Annotated in this window: 16 protein-coding genes and 1 tRNA gene; 10 read left to right on the top strand and 7 right to left on the bottom strand. The window is 34.0% G+C overall.

All coding sequences use genetic code 11. The features are described 5' to 3' along the window. The 4 genes from LQ189_RS06395 (at nt 1) to LQ189_RS06380 (ending at nt 5,723) form a co-directional block, all read left to right on the top strand. Nucleotides 1-501: a hypothetical protein gene (locus LQ189_RS06395; RefSeq protein ID WP_230155144.1), complete on the top strand. Its 501-nt coding sequence runs from the start codon at nt 1-3 to the stop codon at nt 499-501. A gap of 163 nt (nt 502-664) precedes the next feature. Then, complete coding sequence (locus tag LQ189_RS06390) at nt 665-1,192, top strand: hypothetical protein (RefSeq protein ID WP_230155143.1); 528 nt, start codon at nt 665-667, stop codon at nt 1,190-1,192. Between the two features lie 151 nt (nt 1,193-1,343). After that, complete coding sequence (locus tag LQ189_RS06385; protein ID WP_230155142.1) at nt 1,344-3,875, top strand: PIG-L family deacetylase; 2,532 nt, start codon at nt 1,344-1,346, stop codon at nt 3,873-3,875. Nucleotides 3,876-3,995: 120 nt separating this feature from the next. Then, entirely contained in the window at nt 3,996-5,723 is a 1,728-nt protein-coding gene (locus LQ189_RS06380) for a sodium:solute symporter (protein ID WP_086454585.1), read from the top strand. A gap of 308 nt (nt 5,724-6,031) precedes the next feature. Here the strand turns inward: LQ189_RS06380 and LQ189_RS06375 are convergent, their stop codons facing one another. From LQ189_RS06375 to LQ189_RS06355, 5 genes are all read right to left on the bottom strand, one after another. Beyond that, nucleotides 6,032-6,877, bottom strand: a complete 846-nt coding sequence (locus LQ189_RS06375) for a DUF2911 domain-containing protein (protein WP_230155140.1) — start codon at nt 6,875-6,877, stop codon at nt 6,032-6,034. 51 nt (nt 6,878-6,928) lie between these two features. After that, a complete protein-coding gene (locus tag LQ189_RS06370; RefSeq protein ID WP_230155138.1) occupies nt 6,929-7,603 on the bottom strand; it encodes an HAD family phosphatase in 675 nt (224 codons plus the stop codon). A gap of 71 nt (nt 7,604-7,674) precedes the next feature. After that, nucleotides 7,675-8,388 carry a ThiF family adenylyltransferase gene (locus LQ189_RS06365; protein WP_230155136.1) on the bottom strand — a complete coding sequence of 238 codons (714 nt, stop codon included), beginning with the start codon at nt 8,386-8,388 and terminating at the stop codon, nt 7,675-7,677. A 40-nt stretch (nt 8,389-8,428) separates the two neighbouring features. Then, on the bottom strand, nt 8,429-9,082 hold the full coding sequence (locus LQ189_RS06360; protein WP_230155134.1) for a TatD family hydrolase: 654 nt from the start codon (nt 9,080-9,082) through the stop codon (nt 8,429-8,431). Continuing rightward, complete coding sequence (locus LQ189_RS06355) at nt 9,082-9,684, bottom strand: DUF1684 domain-containing protein (protein WP_230155132.1); 603 nt, start codon at nt 9,682-9,684, stop codon at nt 9,082-9,084. Before LQ189_RS06355 ends, LQ189_RS06360 begins: the two co-directional genes overlap by 1 nt. Before the next feature lie 211 nt (nt 9,685-9,895). On the opposite strand from LQ189_RS06355, the gene LQ189_RS06350 reads away from it, so the two are divergent. The 4 genes from LQ189_RS06350 (at nt 9,896) to LQ189_RS06335 (ending at nt 13,652) form a co-directional block, all read left to right on the top strand. Beyond that, entirely contained in the window at nt 9,896-11,119 is a 1,224-nt protein-coding gene (locus tag LQ189_RS06350) for an MFS transporter (RefSeq protein ID WP_230155130.1), read from the top strand. A 281-nt stretch (nt 11,120-11,400) separates the two neighbouring features. Then, nucleotides 11,401-11,769, top strand: a complete 369-nt coding sequence (locus LQ189_RS06345; RefSeq protein ID WP_230155128.1) for a BlaI/MecI/CopY family transcriptional regulator — start codon at nt 11,401-11,403, stop codon at nt 11,767-11,769. A gap of 37 nt (nt 11,770-11,806) precedes the next feature. Beyond that, a complete protein-coding gene (locus LQ189_RS06340) occupies nt 11,807-13,444 on the top strand; it encodes a M56 family metallopeptidase (RefSeq protein ID WP_230155124.1) in 1,638 nt (545 codons plus the stop codon). A 67-nt stretch (nt 13,445-13,511) separates the two neighbouring features. After that, nucleotides 13,512-13,652: an SsrA-binding protein gene (locus LQ189_RS06335; RefSeq protein WP_230155123.1), complete on the top strand. Its 141-nt coding sequence runs from the start codon at nt 13,512-13,514 to the stop codon at nt 13,650-13,652. Here LQ189_RS06335 and LQ189_RS06330 read toward each other — a convergent pair. Continuing rightward, nucleotides 13,649-14,161: an adenine phosphoribosyltransferase gene (locus LQ189_RS06330; protein ID WP_230155122.1), complete on the bottom strand. Its 513-nt coding sequence runs from the start codon at nt 14,159-14,161 to the stop codon at nt 13,649-13,651. The genes LQ189_RS06335 and LQ189_RS06330 overlap by 4 nt on opposite strands. Nucleotides 14,162-14,256: 95 nt before the next feature. Between LQ189_RS06330 and LQ189_RS06325 the strand changes: the two genes are divergently transcribed. Then, nucleotides 14,257-14,330, top strand: a tRNA-Arg gene (locus tag LQ189_RS06325). 210 nt (nt 14,331-14,540) lie between these two features. Further along, on the top strand, nt 14,541-16,694 hold the full coding sequence (locus tag LQ189_RS06320) for a S9 family peptidase (RefSeq protein WP_230155121.1): 2,154 nt from the start codon (nt 14,541-14,543) through the stop codon (nt 16,692-16,694). An 81-nt stretch (nt 16,695-16,775) separates the two neighbouring features. Here LQ189_RS06320 and LQ189_RS06315 read toward each other — a convergent pair whose 3' ends face one another. Further along, nucleotides 16,776-17,819, bottom strand: coding sequence for an NAD(P)-dependent alcohol dehydrogenase (locus LQ189_RS06315; protein ID WP_230155120.1), 1,044 nt, complete (start codon nt 17,817-17,819; stop codon nt 16,776-16,778). Nucleotides 17,820-17,956: the final 137 nt, after the last annotated feature.

Here is a 17,956-nt window from a genome sequence, read left to right as displayed (position 1 = left end):
ATGAAAACAATCCAAATCCTTTTAATAGGAATATTGTTTATGACATATTCTTTCTCCACACAAGCACAAGTATCTGTAAATGTAAATATCGGTACACCTCCAGCTTGGGGACCATCAGGATATTCAGCAGTAGACTATTATTATTTACCAGATATTGAAGCGTATTATGACGTTAGAGCAACAGTATTTATTTTTTTAGGTAATGGTCGATGGATCAGATCTAGAAATTTACCCAATCAATATCGAAGCTATAACTTATATAATGGATACAAGGTAGTGTTGAATGATTATCGTGGTAAAACTCCTTACGCTAATTTTAAAACACACAAAATAAAATATTATAAAGGGTACAAAGGTAAACCTCAAAAAAATATTGGAGTTTACAAAGTGAATAATTCAAGTTCAATCAAAGCCAATAAAAATTACAAAAGCGAGCCGGGAAATCACGGAAACAATAAAAAAGACAAAGGAAATAATGGTCATGGGAAAGGTAAAAAATAAATATAAATATTTAATAATCAAATACTTAAATATTAACTTATTTTTTTTATGTATTTTACTTTTTCTTAAGTAAATGTTACTTAATCTGTTTTGGCACAGTTGTTGAAAATTGTTGTTAGTGATAATAAAACAATTTTTTAATAAATTACTAAAATAGGATAATATGAAAACGATCAAATTAATAGTTGCTGGAATTATTTTATTAGTTTCAAGTTCAATACAAGCACAAATATCTGTAAATGTAAATATCGGTAGAGCTCCTTCTTGGGGACATGTAGGAAATGTAAATGCGGAGTATTACTACCTTCCAGACGTAGAAGCGTATTATGATGTAAGAGCTACCCGATTCATTTATTTTGATCATGGACGATGGATTCGTGCAAGGTTTTTACCCAACCAATACAGAAATTACAATTTAAACACAGGGTGTAAAGTAGTTCTTAACGATTACCATGGTCCAAGTCCTTACAATCATTTTAGAACACATAGAGTAAAATATTATAGGGGATATAGAGGTAATGAACCTAGAAATGTTGTTTATCATGTAGATAGAAGAGTGTACTTAAACGAGAGACCTAGTAATCCTGGAGATCATAGAAATCGTAGAGATAATGACCGCCATGATGATCGTAAATATTACAAAAATAAAAGACACGACAGAGATGATGATCGAGGCCGTGATAGAGATTAAGCATTAGCACATAAAAAAGGGAGAAAGACATTAGTTGTTTTTCTCCCTTTGGTTGTTTAAAAGATTTTATAAACAGTATCGAACGTTAAAAAATTTTGTAAAAAATATTTAATCCCTACATTTGGAGTTAAAGGAATAATATATTTAGATAATGTATAAAAAAAGCTACTTAATCAGTATTGTATTGCTAATTTGTTTGCAAATCACAAATGCACAACAACCTCAAAAACTTAATTCAGTTGAAATTTACAATCAAATTGAAAAACTCAATTTTTTAGGCTCAGTATTATACATAGCTGCTCACCCTGACGATGAGAATACGAGACTTATTTCTTTTCTTGCCAATGATCAAAAAGCACGTACAGCTTATCTCTCTTTAACCAGAGGAGATGGTGGTCAAAATTTAATTGGTACACAGTTACGAGAATTACTGGGTGTTATTCGAACACAAGAACTTATAGAAGCTAGGAAAATAGATGGCGGAGAGCAATTTTTCTCAAGAGCTAATGATTTTGGTTTTTCAAAAAATCCAACGGAAACTTTATCCATTTGGGAAAAAGAAAAAGTATTGGCTGATGTAATTTGGGCCATTCGAAAATTCCAACCAGATGTAATTGTAAATCGCTTTGATCATAGATCTCCAGGAACTACACACGGACATCACACCGCATCAGCCATGCTAAGCGTTGAAAGTTTTAAAATGGCTAATGATCCGACTGTTTTTCCCGATCAATTACAATTTGTAAAGCCTTGGCAAACTAAAAGACAATTTTTTAATACTTCGTGGTGGTTTTACGGTTCCATAGAAAAATTCAATGCTGCTGATAAAACCAATTTAATTAGCCTTCAAACAGGAACCTATTACAGTAATTTAGGAAAATCAAACCAAGAAATTGCTGCTTTGAGTCGCAGTCGCCATCAATCGCAAGGTTTTGGTAGTACAGGTGCACGCGGCGAAGAGACTGAATATCTAGAATTCATAAATGGAGATCCTTTATTGGATAAAAAAACACTTTTTGAAGGTATTGATACCTCATGGAATCGTGTAAAAGGAGGCGCTCCTATTGGCGAACTACTAGCAATCATAGCAAAAGAATTTGATCACAAAAACCCTTCGGCAAGTATTCCAAATTTGGCGAAAGCCTACACCATGATGCAAGCCTTAGAGCCTAATCAATGGACACCAGTAAAAGCAGCCGCAGTAAAAGAAATCATTGCCGCTTGTGCCGGTTTATACCTAGAGGCAGTTGCCCAAAACCAAGAGGCAACTCCCGGTAGTACTCTAAAATTAAAACTTGAAGCAATCAATAGAAGTGCCATTCCCATGGAATTGATTAGTGTACAAACATTGCCAAATAATACCATTTCTAGTCAAAATCAAGATTTAAAAAATAATGTACTGAAAATAATAAATCTTGATTTTAAACTTCCTGAAAACCTAAATTATACACAACCATATTGGTTGCAAGATGCGGGTACAACCGGAATGTATACCGTAAACGACCAAAATGAAAGAGGCGTTCCTGACATTTTAAGAGAAGCGAAAGTAGAATTTAATATTCGAATCAACGGAATTGAAATTCCATATGAGCGTACCATTGTTTACAAATATAATGATGACGTAAAAGGTGAAGTTTACAATTACCTTGATATTGTTCCAGAGGTAACTACTGCAATTACAAATAAGGTTTTGCTTTTTAAAGACACAAAAACTAAACAAGTAGGTGTTAAAATTAAAGCTGGTAAAGATAATATTAAAGGAAATTTACAGCTTGAACTTCCAAAAAACTGGACAGTAACACCTCAAAACATTCCGTTTTCATTTGAAAAAAAGGGAATGGAGCAAATTTTTTATTTTGATGTTACAGCTCCAAAAAAAGCCGAGGAAACAATAGCTAAAAGTGTTGCAATTATTGACAATAAAAGATTTGATAAAGAACAAATTATCATTTCTTACGACCATATTACGAAACAGCAAGTACTACAAACAGCTTCGGCTAAATGTATCAAAACCGATTTAAAAACTAATGAAGAAAAAATTGCTTATATCATGGGTGCAGGTGATGAGGTGCCAAATAGTTTATCCCAATTAGGCTATAAAGTTACTTTGCTTAAAGCTGAAGATATCACTCCAGAAAAGTTAGAAAACTTTGATGTAGTAATGACAGGAGTTAGAGCTTACAATACCATAAACGCATTGGTTAACAAACAAGCAATCCTTTTTGATTTTATAAAAAATGGAAAAACAATGATTGTTCAATACAATACTGCAGGTGATTTAGTGACCAATGACATAGCACCTTATCCTATAAAATTATCTCGTGATCGTGTTACCGAAGAGGATGCAGAAATACGATTTTTGGATCCAAATCATCCCGTCATGAATTATCCTAATACAATAACGGCACAAGATTTTAAAGGCTGGAAACAAGAGCAAGGATTATATTACCCAAATGAATTTGATCCGGCCTTTACTCCTATTTTTTCATCAAATGACAAAGGAGAAACCCCAAAAAATGGTGCGTTACTCATAGCACCTTACGGTAAAGGTCACTATGTTTACACAGGTTTAAGCTTTTTTAGAGAGCTTCCAGAAGGTGTTACAGGAGCGTATAAATTAATTTCGAATATCATTTCTTTGAAGCCATCACAAACTATTTCAGTTCAAAACAACAAGCTTTAATTCATAACTATGGAACCACCGAAACAAAAAACTTGGAAAAAAAATTACACATGGGTATTGGTGGCAAATGCCATATACATTGCCATTTTTTGTCTTATTATGAAATTATACTCTTAAACTATGCAATTATTTGACTGGATTATACTAATTGTTACATTACTTTTTATTGTTGTTTACGGAGCTTGGAAAACAAAAGGAAGTAAAAACGTTGAAGATTTTATACTTGGTAATAACGAAACTCCGTGGTATGTCGTAGGACTATCGGTAATGGCAACTCAAGCAAGTGCAATTACTTTTTTATCTACACCTGGTCAGGCTTATCATGACGGAATGGGTTTTGTGCAGTTCTATTTTGGTTTGCCTATTGCCATGGTTATAATTTGTGTAACCTTTATTCCGTTGTACCACAAGTATAAAGTGTACACTGCTTATGAATATCTTGAAAAAAGATTTGATTTAAAAACACGTTCACTAGCTGCAATCTTATTTTTATTTCAAAGGGGCCTTGGAACGGGTCTTACCATTTATGCACCTGCCATTATTTTATCAGCCATATTGGGTTGGAACCTCACCTACATGAATATTGTCATTGGGGTTTTAGTGATTATTTACACGTTTTCCGGAGGAACAAAAGCGGTTAATGTGACTCAAAAACAGCAAATGTTTGTAATCATGTCTGGAATGTTTATCACATTTTTTCTAATCCTTTATTATTTACCTAATGACATGACCTTTACTAGTGCACTTCATATTGCGGGTGCCAATGATAAAATGGATATTGTCAATTTCTCCTTTGATCCCGAAGAAAAGTATACATTTTGGAGTGGAATTACAGGCGGTTTTTTCTTGGCTTTAGCCTATTTTGGAACAGATCAATCCCAAGTAGGTCGGTACTTGTCAGGAAAATCTGTCAGAGAGAGTCAAATGGGGCTTATCATGAACGGACTTTTAAAAGTTCCAATGCAGTTTTTCATATTACTTACAGGTGTCATGGTTTTTGTCTTTTTTCAGTTTAATCCGGTGCCTTTAAATTTTAATCCAAACAATAAAACATTGATTGAAAAATCAGTTTATAAAGGAGAGTATAACGCATTAGAGCAAAAATTGAATGATCTTTCTGAAGATAAAAAAGTAATCAACTTACTGTATATTGATCAGCTTAACCAAGATTATGACAATCCTATATTGAGAAAAGAATTGGTTGCATTATCTAATAAAGAAAAAGATTTAAGAGACAAAGCCAAAGAAATCATTCTAAAAGCAGATGGTACTAGCGAAACTAACGATAAAGATTATGTGTTTTTTCATTTTATTCTTAATTATTTGCCCAAAGGTCTTATTGGGTTATTATTGGCTGTAATTATATCGGCAGCCATGTCATCAACTGCCTCAGGACTTAATGCCTTAGCATCTACAACAGCAATCGATATTTATAAAAGAAATGTAAAAGGTGAAAAATCAGATAAACATTATTTGTATGCAACCAAGTTTTTTACGCTTTTATGGGGAGTAATTGCCATTCTATTTGCCTGTGTAGGGACCCTTTTTGAAAACTTAATACAACTCGTAAACATCATTGGATCAATATTTTACGGAACAGTTTTAGGGATATTTTTGGTTGGTTTTTACATCCAGAAAGTACAATCAAAAGCTATTTTTTATAGCGCAGTGCTAAGCCAACTCACCATTTTTATTATTTTTTACTATGCTATTTATGTCTATCCTAGCGGGCAGGAAAAATTAGGCTATTTATGGCTGAATTTTATTGGCGCCATGCTAACTATAATGATTTCATTGCTGTTTCAGTTTACAATTTTTAGAAAATCCCAAAAAGAAGTAGCGCACTAAATACTGTGCTTATTCTTGATAAAAATCTTATTCTTGTTTTATAGTTTTAAAACCTGAATAAGATTTTTTATTTAATATTCGTTCCTATAATAAATATAAAAGTGAGAGCCAGCAAATTTTAGTTTAGTACTACTATTATGGATTTTATCAAATTTTCAACTTGAATACATGAAGTTGAGCAATAAAATATAAACAGATTATTTAATAAGAAAGGAGCTTATTGAAAATCCCATAATCCAAGATTATCACCTAAAAAAAATCCCGAACTACCATGGTAATTCGGGATTTAAAATATTTTGTTTTGCTTTTTAGCTTTTACTCCACTCTGCAATACTATCTTTATTCATTTTTACATAATCTTGATTTTTTGCAATTTCTGCTGCTGCTAAAGAAGCTTTTGCAGTTTCAACAGCACCTTTTTTATCGCCTAATTTTGCTTGAATCAAAGATTTTAATCTGTTGTACCAAAAAGGTTTTTCTTTTGTCATGTCTAATGCTTTGTTAACATGAGCCAATGCTTTGTTAGCATCTCCATTAGATTGAAACAAAAATTGAGCTGCAGAGAAATAATCCCCAGCAGATGGACCAGCTAAAACTTTTTCAATATTAGCTGTTGCTTTTTGCTGAGTAGGCACTTCAAACTTTACTGCAGCATAAGAGTTTTCCCAATACATTTCTAGAAAAGCATAATTATTGTCTAAACCGCTCACTCCTATTGTAAAAGTCTCTACGCTTTTGTTTAATGTTTCTGGCTTAACCGATGTTTTTAAGGCCACATTTTCTTCTTTCCACTCCTCAGGATTTCCCCAATTGTCAATCGTTTTATAGAAAATAACATCCCAACTTTCAATTTTTGGAATAGTAAATAATGAATATTTCCCTTTTTTTAATGTTTTACCATCAATTACTACATCATCACTAAACGAAACTATGGTATTTTCATTAGCACCTGTTCTCCAAAGTTTACCAAACGGAATTAAATTTCCAAAAACAACTCTACCTTTTGCACTTGGTCTTGAGTAAGTAATTTCAACATCAGTTAATCCTACCACTTGATTTATAGTAGTTTTAGGACTAGATTGAGGAGTTCTTAATTGTGCTTCGGCACTAAAACCAGCCACAAAAAGGGCTAGCGCGATAATCATTTTTTTCATGGTTTTTTATTTTATGAGATTCAAATTTACAAATTCAGCACTTCTTAAATGTTAATTATTCCTTAATTTAGAATCCATTTTACTCACAATGGTAGCGTCAAGCTCCATAAAATGATGAATAACAACATCTGCAAGAGATAAATCTTGATTTATAGAATGTTCGCTGTCATATCCTATACATAAAAGTCCAGCGTCTTTTGCTGCTTTAATGCCATTAGTACTATCTTCGATAACAATGCAATTCTCTTTTGGGGCAATAGAAAGGCTTGCTGCATGTTCAAATATGGCAGGATGTGGTTTTGATTGTGGAAAATCTTCGCCACTAACTACATGTGAAAAATAATGGTGTAACTTAAACCTGTTAAAAACGCGTTCTATGGTAACTTTTGATGCTGAGGACGCCAAAATCAATTGTATACCATTGCTATGTAAATCTTTGATTAAATGCGCTACACCATTCAGTAATTCTAAATCTTCTTTATGATCAAAAGCATCATTGAATAAGGAACGTTTCCTTTGAATTAACGTTTCAACATCAGCTTCAACATCAAAATGTTCCTTTAATTTCTGGAATGTATTTTTAGTTGAAAAACCTGTAAATGAAGTGTACATTTCCTCGGTAACAGCAATATTTAGCTCTTCAAATTGCTTGAAATACGCGTAGCGGTGAACCGGCTCTGTATCTACGATTACGCCATCCATATCAAAAATTACTGTTTGTATCATTTTAAATTATGAGTTATGAATTACTAGTTATGAATTAATTATAATTGAATACAGACATAAAAAAGACATTACTATTTTTTAATCAAATAACGAATCACCGTTTCAGCGGCATACAACCCAAACAAACCAGGCATATAGCTGTTAGTTCCGTAAAACGATTTTTTAAAATTAGAGCCATCGGTCATTCTTAAACTAGATTCGTCTTGAATTTCAGAGGAGAAAACAACTTTTAATTTATCTATTTTTAGCTCTTTCAAGCGTCTGCGAATTGTTTTGGCAAAAAAGCAATTTACAGTATTCGTAATATCAGTCACTTTTACTTTGGAGGCTTCCATTTTTCCACCAGCGCCCATGCTGCTTATGATTTTTACTCTTTTGCGTTTTGCTGCAAGGATTAAATTTAGTTTTGGCGTCACACTATCAATACAATCCAAAACATAATCAAACTCCTCCGTAACAATCTCAAAAGCACGCTCAGGTGATAAAAATTCTTGCACGCGTGTTAATTGCAATTCTGGGTTAATATCCATCAATCTATCGCCAACGATCATAATTTTTGGTTGTCCAACTGTAGAGTGCAAAGCAGGCAATTGTCTGTTAATATTGGTAATATCTACCACATCCCCATCTACAATTGTCATTTTGCCTACTCCGGCTCTCGCCAAAAATTCAGCAGCAAATGAGCCTACGCCTCCTAATCCTACTACTAATACGTTTGCATTTTGTAAATTAGCCAAACCTTCTTTTTTAAATAAAAGTTCTGCTCTTTCTGTCCATTCTGCCATTTTTTTATGTTTAAAAGTGTATTGTTTATATGCTATCCAATTAAAATTGAATTCCAAAAACAGTACTAAAGTTATTATTTATGATTTTTTGAATTTCTTCGACTGTGGTTTCTTTGTATTGGGCAGCACGTTCATAAACGGCTTTTATCCCATCTGCAACAGTATCGGTTTCTAGAAAAAAACGTTCTTGGGGAATGCTTTTAAAAACCGACTCTAAAGCTGGATTACGCAATAAATATTTTCCAAAAGAAAGGTAAAATCCCTGCTCTAACAATTGCTTAGCTACAATTGCATTTTTAGAAAATCCATGAATTAGTATCGGAACTGAGATGTTGAGCTTTCTTTTAATGACAATCAATTCATCAAAAGCAGCCACACAATGAATGACAACTGGTTTATTGAATTTTTGTGCTAAAAGCAATTGCTTTTCAAAAACCACTTGCTGCAATTCTAGCGGGATTTCAATGCGTTTATCCAGGCCACATTCGCCTACTGCAAGACAATTAGATTGTTGTAATTGTGTTTCAATGATTTTTAAATCAGCCTCAACACGTTCTTCTGTGATATACCAAGGATGAATCCCGATAGAATAAAAAGGGAGTTTCGCATCAAATTCATGAGGATATTGATTCACCAACTCTAGGATCCCAGATTGATTTGTAAAGTGATGCGTATGTAAATTGAAAAATTCCATTAGTCATGAAACTTTTTAACACCAGCCTTAATAGCTATACTTAAATCATTTTCTAATGGTACTAAGGGACAAGAATAACCGGGATTATACGCACAATACGGATTGTATGCCTTATTAAAATCTATTGTTATAACATCACCCTCAGGTATTTGTAAATCTATGTATCGCCCGCCAAGGTAACTTTCATGACCTGATGTTACATCCGAAAATGGTAGAAATAAGTAATTGACGTATTCCTTTTTTTTAGACAACTCCATATTTTGATATACATTCAACTTAAATTCTTGACCATCCATAGTAAAATAAACTTCACCGTATTTAATGTACGTTGGTTTTCTATCGGTTGATGTTTTCATTAAAAAAGGTTGCTCACTAGGTGTTCTAACTAATTTTGCAGTCACAAAATAAGTTGGGTTTGCAGGAAAAAATTCCAAAGATTTAAAAACTGCTCGATCTTGTGCCGTGAGCGGACTTTTTTCTGGGTTTGAATACTGCGCGTTTAGTTCTTGTTGAAACTGAGTTAACGCATTAGCATTATAGGACTCTTGTGCCACAACAAAAGTGAGTTGTAAACAAATAAAAAAGGTCAGTGCAGTTTTCAATGGTTTGATTTTTATGCAAAAATAGTGTAAAAGTTACAATACCACAACGAAAATTAAGGAGCAAGAAACGTCATGAAAAGCCTATTCCTTAGCCCAGATAGCAGCGAAAATCCTTGTATTTTTTTTCTTTAGAAAAAATACAAGATTGTAGCGAATAGCTGGAAAAAGCTCCTAAAAAACATTGTAAATTTGTAACTCACAAAACTACTTTATGCTGCAAACTGCTTTTCAACGCTACATCAATAATTTTAGAGGATTTACCAGAGAAATTTGGATCCTTACCTTAATTACTTTTATTAATCGTGCCGGAACCATGGTGCTTCCCTTTTTATCGAAATATTTAAAGGAGGATTTACATTTCTCCTACGCGCAAGTGGGCTGGATTATGGTAGCTTTTGGCTTTGGATCCATGCTTGGCTCTTGGTTGGGAGGTAAATTATCAGACAAAATAGGGTTTTACAAAATTATGATATTCAGCTTATTCACTAGCGGACTATTGCTTTTTATGGTACAATATATAAGAACATTTTGGGGATTGTGTGCCGGAATGTTTGTGATCATGACCGTTGCTGATATGTTTCGTCCCGCCATGTACGTCTCACTAGCTACCTATGCAAAACCTGAAAATCGTACCAGAGCCTTGACATTAGTGCGCCTTGCGGTAAACCTTGGTTTTACGGCAGGACCAGCATTAGGAGGATTAATCATCATGAATATGGGCTATAGCGGCTTATTTTGGGTTGATGGGAGTTCTTGTATCATTTCTATTTTAATTTTTACACTTCTCGTAAAAGAACGCAAAAAACCATCCGATTTGAATAGCATCACTAGTGAAACTGAGATTCCAGCATCAGTTTTCAAAGACAAAATATTTTGGATTTTTCTTTTTGTATGCTTTATAACTGCAGTTTTATTTTTCCAACTTTTCACCACTTTACCGCTGTATCACAATGAAAAATTTGGATTAACGGAGTTTCAAAGCGGACTTTTATTGTCCCTAAATGGTCTCTTAATTTTCTTTCTGGAAATGCCCATTGTAAGTTTTAGCCAAAGAAAAAATATCAAAAAACTTAGGATAATCCTTTGGGGATCCTTACTTATGTCACTTAGTTTTTACGTTTTATTGCTTAATATTTGGGCTGGCATCTTAGTGGTTAGTATTATTTTTATCACTTTTGGCGAGATGTTTATATTTCCCTTCTCCAATTCCTTTGCCCTTAGTAGAGCACCAAAAGGTCATGAGGGCCGCTATATGGCTTTGTTTACCATGAGTTTTAGCTTAGCGCATATTGCCAGTTCAAAAACAGGTTTGGAAATTATTGACAGTTGGGGTTATCAAGCAAATTGGTTCATTATGGGAACACTTGGGATTTTTGCCGTTGCAGGTTGCATGTGGTTGCAAAAACTAGTTCAGCAGGAAAAACGATCTAAATAATTTTATAATTTGGGCGTGACCCTAATCTAAAAAGGGGCTTATCAACATAGCGTTGAATAAGCCCCTTTTTTAGATTACGGTCGGGCTATCCACACCGCTGCGGCGGTTTGCTCCTATCCCTCACGCGGCCCAACCTGAAACAGTAAAACAATATATAACAGATATTTAGACTATTTAAAAACATACCACCCATTACAAAAACTATAATTTTAGTTAAATAACTATAAAAATAGTTTGTAAACTAGAAATATAGTTGTACGTTTGAATCAAATAAAAATATCATGCAAAAACTAACTAACAAAGAAGAAGAAATCATGCACATTGTCTGGAAACTACAAAAAGCTTTCGTGAAAGACATTATGAATGAAATTACCGAAGACCAACCGCATTACAATACATTATCAACCATAGTTCGCAATCTTGAAGAAAAAGGATATGTATCGCACACCGCCTATGGCAATTCGCATCAGTATTTCCCAACGGTGAGCCTTGAAGAATACCGCAAGCGTTTTATGCATACCGCAATTGACACGTTTTTTAATAGCTCCTATAAAAATATGGTTTCCCATTTTGCAAAAGAAGAAAAAATTTCGGCAGCTGAATTGCGTGAAATTTTAAACATGATTGAGCAACAAGAACAAAACAGCTAAGCTATTTAAAACCAACTAACCAAAAACTAAAACCAGCATGGAAGCACTTTACTTATATCTCATAAAATCCAGCGGCTTATTAGCACTTTTTTTTGTAGCGTATCATTTTTTACTACGAAAAGAAACTTTTTTTACTGGTAACCGATGGTTTTTAGTATTGGGTTTATTCACTTCGGTTGTTTTGCCATTGGTGGCTTTTACAAAAATTGTTTGGGTTGAACCAAGCACAAACATAATTGACTGGTCCCAAATTCCATTATCTACTAGTTCTGAAAAGGATATTTCGGAAATCAATTGGTACTTAGTTATTGGAATGCTATACGCCATTGGAATACTTCTTTTTCTACTAAAACTTGCTTTGGATTTGTATAGTTTATACCGTGTATTAAAAGGAAAACACTTTAAAAATCAAGCCGATTTTAAATACATTGACACCACAGAAAACATAGCGCCTTTCTCTTTTTTTAATACTATAGTTTACAATTCTACCTTGTACAGCAAAGCCGAATTAGAAGATATTTTGGAACATGAAAAAGTGCACAGCGAGCAAAACCATACTGTTGACGTATTAATTTCAAGACTATTTTGTGTTGTATTTTGGTTCAATCCTTTTGCTTGGTTGTATAAAAAAGCAATCTTGCAAAATTTAGAATTCATCGCAGATAATGAAGCCACTAAAAAAATATCCGACAAAAAAGCGTATCAATTCACGCTCTTAAAAATAACTACACACGAAAATTGTGTTGCCATTACCAATCATTTTTATCAATCATTAATCAAAAAACGAATCGTTATGTTAAACAAAAATCAATCAAAAAAATGGAATTCATGGAAATATGTAGTAATTGTTCCAGCATTAGTTGCCTTTGTGTTCTTGTTTCAAATTAAAGTTTTAGCGCAAGAACAAAATCAAATTGAAAATAAAGAGCCAATTGATGTTGATTATACGATTAATCGATATTCAACAGATGAAGAAATAAAAGAAGACATTAAATCTCTAAAAAAAGACTTTAACATTAATTGCCAAGTTAAAGGAATTAAAAGAAATTCAGATGATGAAATTACTGCTTTAAATATTGAACTTATACAAGAGTCCGGTGAAAAAAGTACAATAACATTAGCTGGAAACACACCAATTCAAGAAATTAAATTTGAATGTTATTTTAATAATATTGGACAAGGAAAAGTTCGTATTTACTCGGGAGAGATTAATAAGAAAAAAAAATCAGTTGCATCTATAAATAACTTAACTGAAACCGAAGAGGATTCAGATTATATAGATAGTATTCACGAGGAGCTTTCAGAACTAACTCCCCCAACACCTCCAACCCCTCCAAATCACCCTTATGAAAATTTAATGGAAGCGCCAATTGCACCCGATTATCCTGAAGTTCCGCAAGTTCCCTCAAACATCTTTAATAAAAAGGCTATGGAGAAATATGAAAAAGAAATGGCAACCTATGAGCTAAAATTAAAAAAAATTGAACCTAAAATAAAAGACTTTGAACGTAAGTTAGCACTTTATGAAATGGAAATGAAAAAACTTGATCCTGCTGTAAAAGATTACGATAAGGAAATGAAAGTATTTGAAAAAGAAATGAAAATTTTTGAGAAGGAAATGAATGAATATGAATTACAATATGAAAAAATTAGTCAAAAGTTAAATAAAAAGTAATACCATAAAAAGACAGTCTCAACCCAAGACTGTCTTTTTTTATACCTTTGCCTCAAAAAAATAACAGATGTACAAAGTTTTAGCTCAAATCAATAAAATAGTGTTACCCAGTTTCACCAAACGCGGAACAGACATCTCTAAAGCCAAAAAATGGCAACTTGCTTTATTAGCCTACCGCTATTATGTAACTTCGCGTGCGCTGAGCTAATACGTTAGCACCGCAAAAGTGTCGTAGTTTTTAATTTTATCGCGACCATTTAAAAAGGACAACTCCATTAAAAAATTGCACTGCACCACCACTCCACCTAAACGTTCTACTAATTCACATACGGCTGCTGCAGTCCCACCAGTAGCCAAAACATCATCATGAATAAGTACGCGGTCGCCTTTTTTGATAGCATCAATGTGAATTTCTAACGAATCGGTGCCATATTCAAGTGCGTACGTAGCCGAAATTGTTTCATAAGGCAACTTTTTAGGCTTTCGAACTGGAACAAAACCCACATTTAATTGTTGCGCCAGCAATGTTCCGAAAAAGAAACCCCTACTTTCAACACCAATTACGGTTGATATTTGCAAATCTTTCACAGCATTGACTAGTTCTTCAAGGCATTTTTGAGTTGCCTGAGGATCTAAAAGTAGCGGAGTGATATCTTTAAACACAATTTCTTTTTTAGGAAAACCCTGAATATCACGGATGTAATTTTTTAAGTTCATTTTTTTTTATTTTTTTACATTTTTACGCTTGCAAATTACACATTTATGCCTATATTTGCACCCGCAAGCAAGACAAATAGTCGCTTTATAAAAAAGGCCTCGTGGCGCAACTGAATAGCGCACTTGATTACGGCTCAAGAGGTTACTGGTTTGAATCCAGTCGAGGTCACAAAACCCCAGCATTTGTTGGGGTTTTTTTTATGTTTATACTCTCTGCAGGTCTCAAAAAATTCCTTTTTAAAAACCTACACAGAACCATCGGGCTTGTAATAATTGACAGAAGCGCAAAAACTTTTTCTGTTTCCTTTTTTTCTGTTTTGATATCTCTGTTTTTTGTACTAGTTTAGAAAAAAACTAATGTGTTACTAAAGACGATTTCATGAAAAAATTTCTAACCCTTTTATTATTTATTCCCATTCATTTTGCAAGTGCACAAAATGGCAGTGATCTAATTGAACTAACCGATCTGCTAAAAATAAAAAACGTAAATAGTATTACTAGTTCTCCAGATGGAAAAAAAGCTGCTTTCACTGTTACCTACATTGAGAGCGACGAAAACAGTTCATTAGATTACACCTATCGCACCCAGATTTACTCTTGGAATAAAGAAAATTCAAATACTGTAAAGCAAGTAACATCTGATAAAAATGGCGCATCAAGACCAGCATGGAGTCCTGATGGAAAAAAACTAGCTTTTACAAGGTTTGTAAAAGACAAAACTCAAATTTTTGTCCTTGATATGGAAGGCGGAGAAGCCACGCAACTTACCAATTTTAAATATGGTGCCAATAATCCAAAATGGTCGCCTGATGGAAAAAAAATACTTTTTTCAGCTAGTATTTCACTACAAGAACTTTTGAAAGACTCTATTTTAAATCCTAAAAAAGAAGTTCCAAACTGGAATACTGAAAAACCTGGTTTTACATCAAATGATTATTTGGCCAATACTAAAATCAAAGCCAATCCGAACGGATCATTGGCTGAAGTAAGAGCGTATTTAAACCAAAACGCTACCGATAAAAAAGCTATTGTCTTAAACAAGTTAAACTTTCAAAGCGAAAGTAATTTATCATCTGAACTAAATTTTAACCATTTTTTTGAAACAGTAGCAGAGCAAAACAGCATCCCAAAAGCCATTACCAGTGGATTTTATAGCTTTTCATCGGCAGAATATTTTGCAAATGGAACTCAAATATTATTATCTGGTGACGTAGACAATCTCGAAAATCCAGACCGTTCCCAAGAAAGTGAATTATTTACGGTAGCCCCTGACGGTAGCAATTTTAAAATGATTTTAGGCGAGAACGGGAAACGCTACAGCAATGCATCTGTTAGTTCTTCTGGAAAATGGATTGCATTTTTATCAGGAGCCACTTCATTCGTGAGCATTCCAACTTTATCAATTATGTCCCTAAACGGGGAGCCTGAATCAATTCAAACGATTCCGTTTGACCGCAACATCTCTAATCTAAAATGGAGCAAAGACGACAAATTCCTTTATTTTACATCGCAAATGAACGGTGGGAATGTTTTACACCGAATTGCGCTATCATCTAAAAAAATTGAGGCTTTATCAGCAGCAGATCAAGGAATCTCTAGTTTTGATTTAGTTGCAGATGGTTTTCTTTACAGCAAGACTCAAGTAAGCAATCCATCAGAGTTGTATACAGCTGACTCCAATTTCAAGAAAGAAAACAAAGTAAGCACCTTCAACAATTGGGTTTTAGCCAAAAAACTATCTTATCCGGAAAAGAAAAGTTTTGTAAACGAGTTAGGACTAACCGTTGAATATTGGGTAATGAAACCAACTCAAACCACAAGTGGTGAAAAAGCGCCTTTGTTACTAGAAATTCATGGCGGACCATCTGCTATGTGGGGACCGGGTGAGGAAAGTATGTGGCATGAATACCAATATTTTTGTAGTAAAGGATATGGCGTAGTATACAGCAATCCGCGTGGATCTGGCGGTTACGGTCTTGACTTTTTGAGAGCCAATGTTAATGATTGGGGCAAAGGACCAGCAAGCGATGTTTTAACCGCTCTCGACAAAACCGTTGCCGAAGGTTGGGCAGATCAATCTAATTTATTCATCACCGGTGGTTCTTACGCAGGATATTTAACAGCTTGGATCATCAGTCATGACAATCGCTTTAAAGCGGCTTGCGCTCAAAGAGGTGTTTACGATTTGAATACATTTTTTGGAGAAGGAAATGCATGGCGATTGGTACCAAATTATTTTGGAGGTTATCCTTGGGAACCAAAAGTTAAAGAAATACTAACTCGTGAATCACCAATTAATTACGTTCAAAACATTACAACACCTTTTATCATTTTTCACGGAGCTAACGATCGTAGAACAGGATTTGTGCAAGCCGAAATGATGTTTAGAAGTTTAAAAGTTTTAGACCGCCCGGTAGAATTCGTTGTTCATCCGGGAGCTACACACGAAATTACTCGTAATGGCGACAACAGGCAACGTTTGGATCAAATGTTAAGAACTTACGAATTTTTTCAACGTTTTTTGACTAAATAATTAAAAGTACTTAGACAAAAAAAAATCGCTACCAATAATTGCTGGTAGCGATTTTTTTTGCTTTAAAACAGTAATCTTTTATTACAATGTAGCCATATCAATTACAAAACGGTAGCGCACATCTCCTTTTGTCATACGTTCATACGCTTCATGAATATCTTTCATATCGATTAATTCAATATCTGATACAATACCATTAGAAGCACAGTAATCTAACATTTCTTGTGTTTCTGGTAATCCTCCAATTAACGATCCAGCTAAACTACGTCGACCACCAATTAAACTAAAAGCATGAACTTGATAAGGCGTAGGTGGCACTCCAACACAAATATGAACTCCGTTTACGCGTAACAAGGACAAATACAAATTTAGATCATGTGGCGCTGAAACAGTATCTAAAATAAAATCAAATGTTCCTGCTGCTTTTGCTAATTGTTTTTCATCTTTGGTCACAATAAAATGATGTGCCCCTAGTTTTTTTGCATCTTGTTCTTTATCTGGTGAAGTACTCAAAACAGTAACTTCAGCACCAAAAGCAACACCAAACTTAACGGTCATATGCCCAAGTCCTCCAAGACCTAGTACAGCCAGCTTATGTCCTTTTCCTACTTTCCAATGTTTTAATGGAGAATAGGTTGTTATTCCTGCACACAATAACGGAGCTACTGCCGCTAAATCTAATTTATCTGAAATATGCAATACAAAATCCTCATGAACTACAATGGTGTTTGAATACCCTCCGTATGTGGGTGTAACGCCATCTTGACCCAGTGCATTATACGTATCTGTTCTTCCGTTGATACAAAATTGTTCTAATCCCTCTTTACAATTTTCGCAAGTTCTACAAGAGTCCACAAGACAACCTGTTCCCGCTAAATCACCTACTTTAAAGCGTGTTACCTTTTCCCCTACTCCAACTACTTTACCAACAATTTCATGTCCAGGAACCATTGGGTAAATAGATCCTCCCCAATCATTTTTTATTTGATGTAAGTCACTGTGACAAACACCACAAAATTGTATATCAAACTGAACATCATTTGGTCCAAGAGCTCTTCGTTCAAAATTCCAAGGAGCTAAATCTGATTTGGCATCTTGTGCCGCATATCCTTTTGTAAGTATCATAATAAGTAAATTTAATTGTTATAAAATTATGAAAATTTAACTCATCAATAATTTTAAAGAGTTACATAATTCCCAGTATAAACTATTAAACCACATCTTTTATTATGAAACTGCCAGAGCCTTTTAAATAACATAAA

The sequence above is a fragment of the Flavobacterium sp. CECT 9288 genome (assembly GCF_918731615.1).
In the GTDB taxonomy this organism is placed as follows: Bacteria; Bacteroidota; Bacteroidia; order Flavobacteriales; family Flavobacteriaceae; genus Flavobacterium.
The sequence above is the reverse complement of the archived record's forward strand: the minus strand, read 5'-3'. Positions and strand labels throughout refer to the sequence as shown.

Coding starts and splice junctions, on each gene's coding strand:
- LQ189_RS06395 (WP_230155144.1), top strand. CDS start 1: ATGAAAACAATCCAAATCCTTTTAATAGGAATATTGTTTATGACATAT.
- LQ189_RS06390 (WP_230155143.1), top strand. CDS start 665: ATGAAAACGATCAAATTAATAGTTGCTGGAATTATTTTATTAGTTTCA.
- LQ189_RS06385 (WP_230155142.1), top strand. CDS start 1,344: ATGTATAAAAAAAGCTACTTAATCAGTATTGTATTGCTAATTTGTTTG.
- LQ189_RS06380 (WP_086454585.1), top strand. CDS start 3,996: ATGCAATTATTTGACTGGATTATACTAATTGTTACATTACTTTTTATT.
- LQ189_RS06375 (WP_230155140.1), bottom strand. CDS start 6,877: ATGAAAAAAATGATTATCGCGCTAGCCCTTTTTGTGGCTGGTTTTAGT.
- LQ189_RS06370 (WP_230155138.1), bottom strand. CDS start 7,603: ATGATACAAACAGTAATTTTTGATATGGATGGCGTAATCGTAGATACA.
- LQ189_RS06365 (WP_230155136.1), bottom strand. CDS start 8,388: ATGGCAGAATGGACAGAAAGAGCAGAACTTTTATTTAAAAAAGAAGGT.
- LQ189_RS06360 (WP_230155134.1), bottom strand. CDS start 9,082: ATGGAATTTTTCAATTTACATACGCATCACTTTACAAATCAATCTGGG.
- LQ189_RS06350 (WP_230155130.1), top strand. CDS start 9,896: ATGCTGCAAACTGCTTTTCAACGCTACATCAATAATTTTAGAGGATTT.
- LQ189_RS06345 (WP_230155128.1), top strand. CDS start 11,401: ATGCAAAAACTAACTAACAAAGAAGAAGAAATCATGCACATTGTCTGG.
- LQ189_RS06340 (WP_230155124.1), top strand. CDS start 11,807: ATGGAAGCACTTTACTTATATCTCATAAAATCCAGCGGCTTATTAGCA.
- LQ189_RS06335 (WP_230155123.1), top strand. CDS start 13,512: ATGTACAAAGTTTTAGCTCAAATCAATAAAATAGTGTTACCCAGTTTC.
- LQ189_RS06330 (WP_230155122.1), bottom strand. CDS start 14,161: ATGAACTTAAAAAATTACATCCGTGATATTCAGGGTTTTCCTAAAAAA.
- LQ189_RS06320 (WP_230155121.1), top strand. CDS start 14,541: ATGAAAAAATTTCTAACCCTTTTATTATTTATTCCCATTCATTTTGCA.
- LQ189_RS06315 (WP_230155120.1), bottom strand. CDS start 17,819: ATGATACTTACAAAAGGATATGCGGCACAAGATGCCAAATCAGATTTA.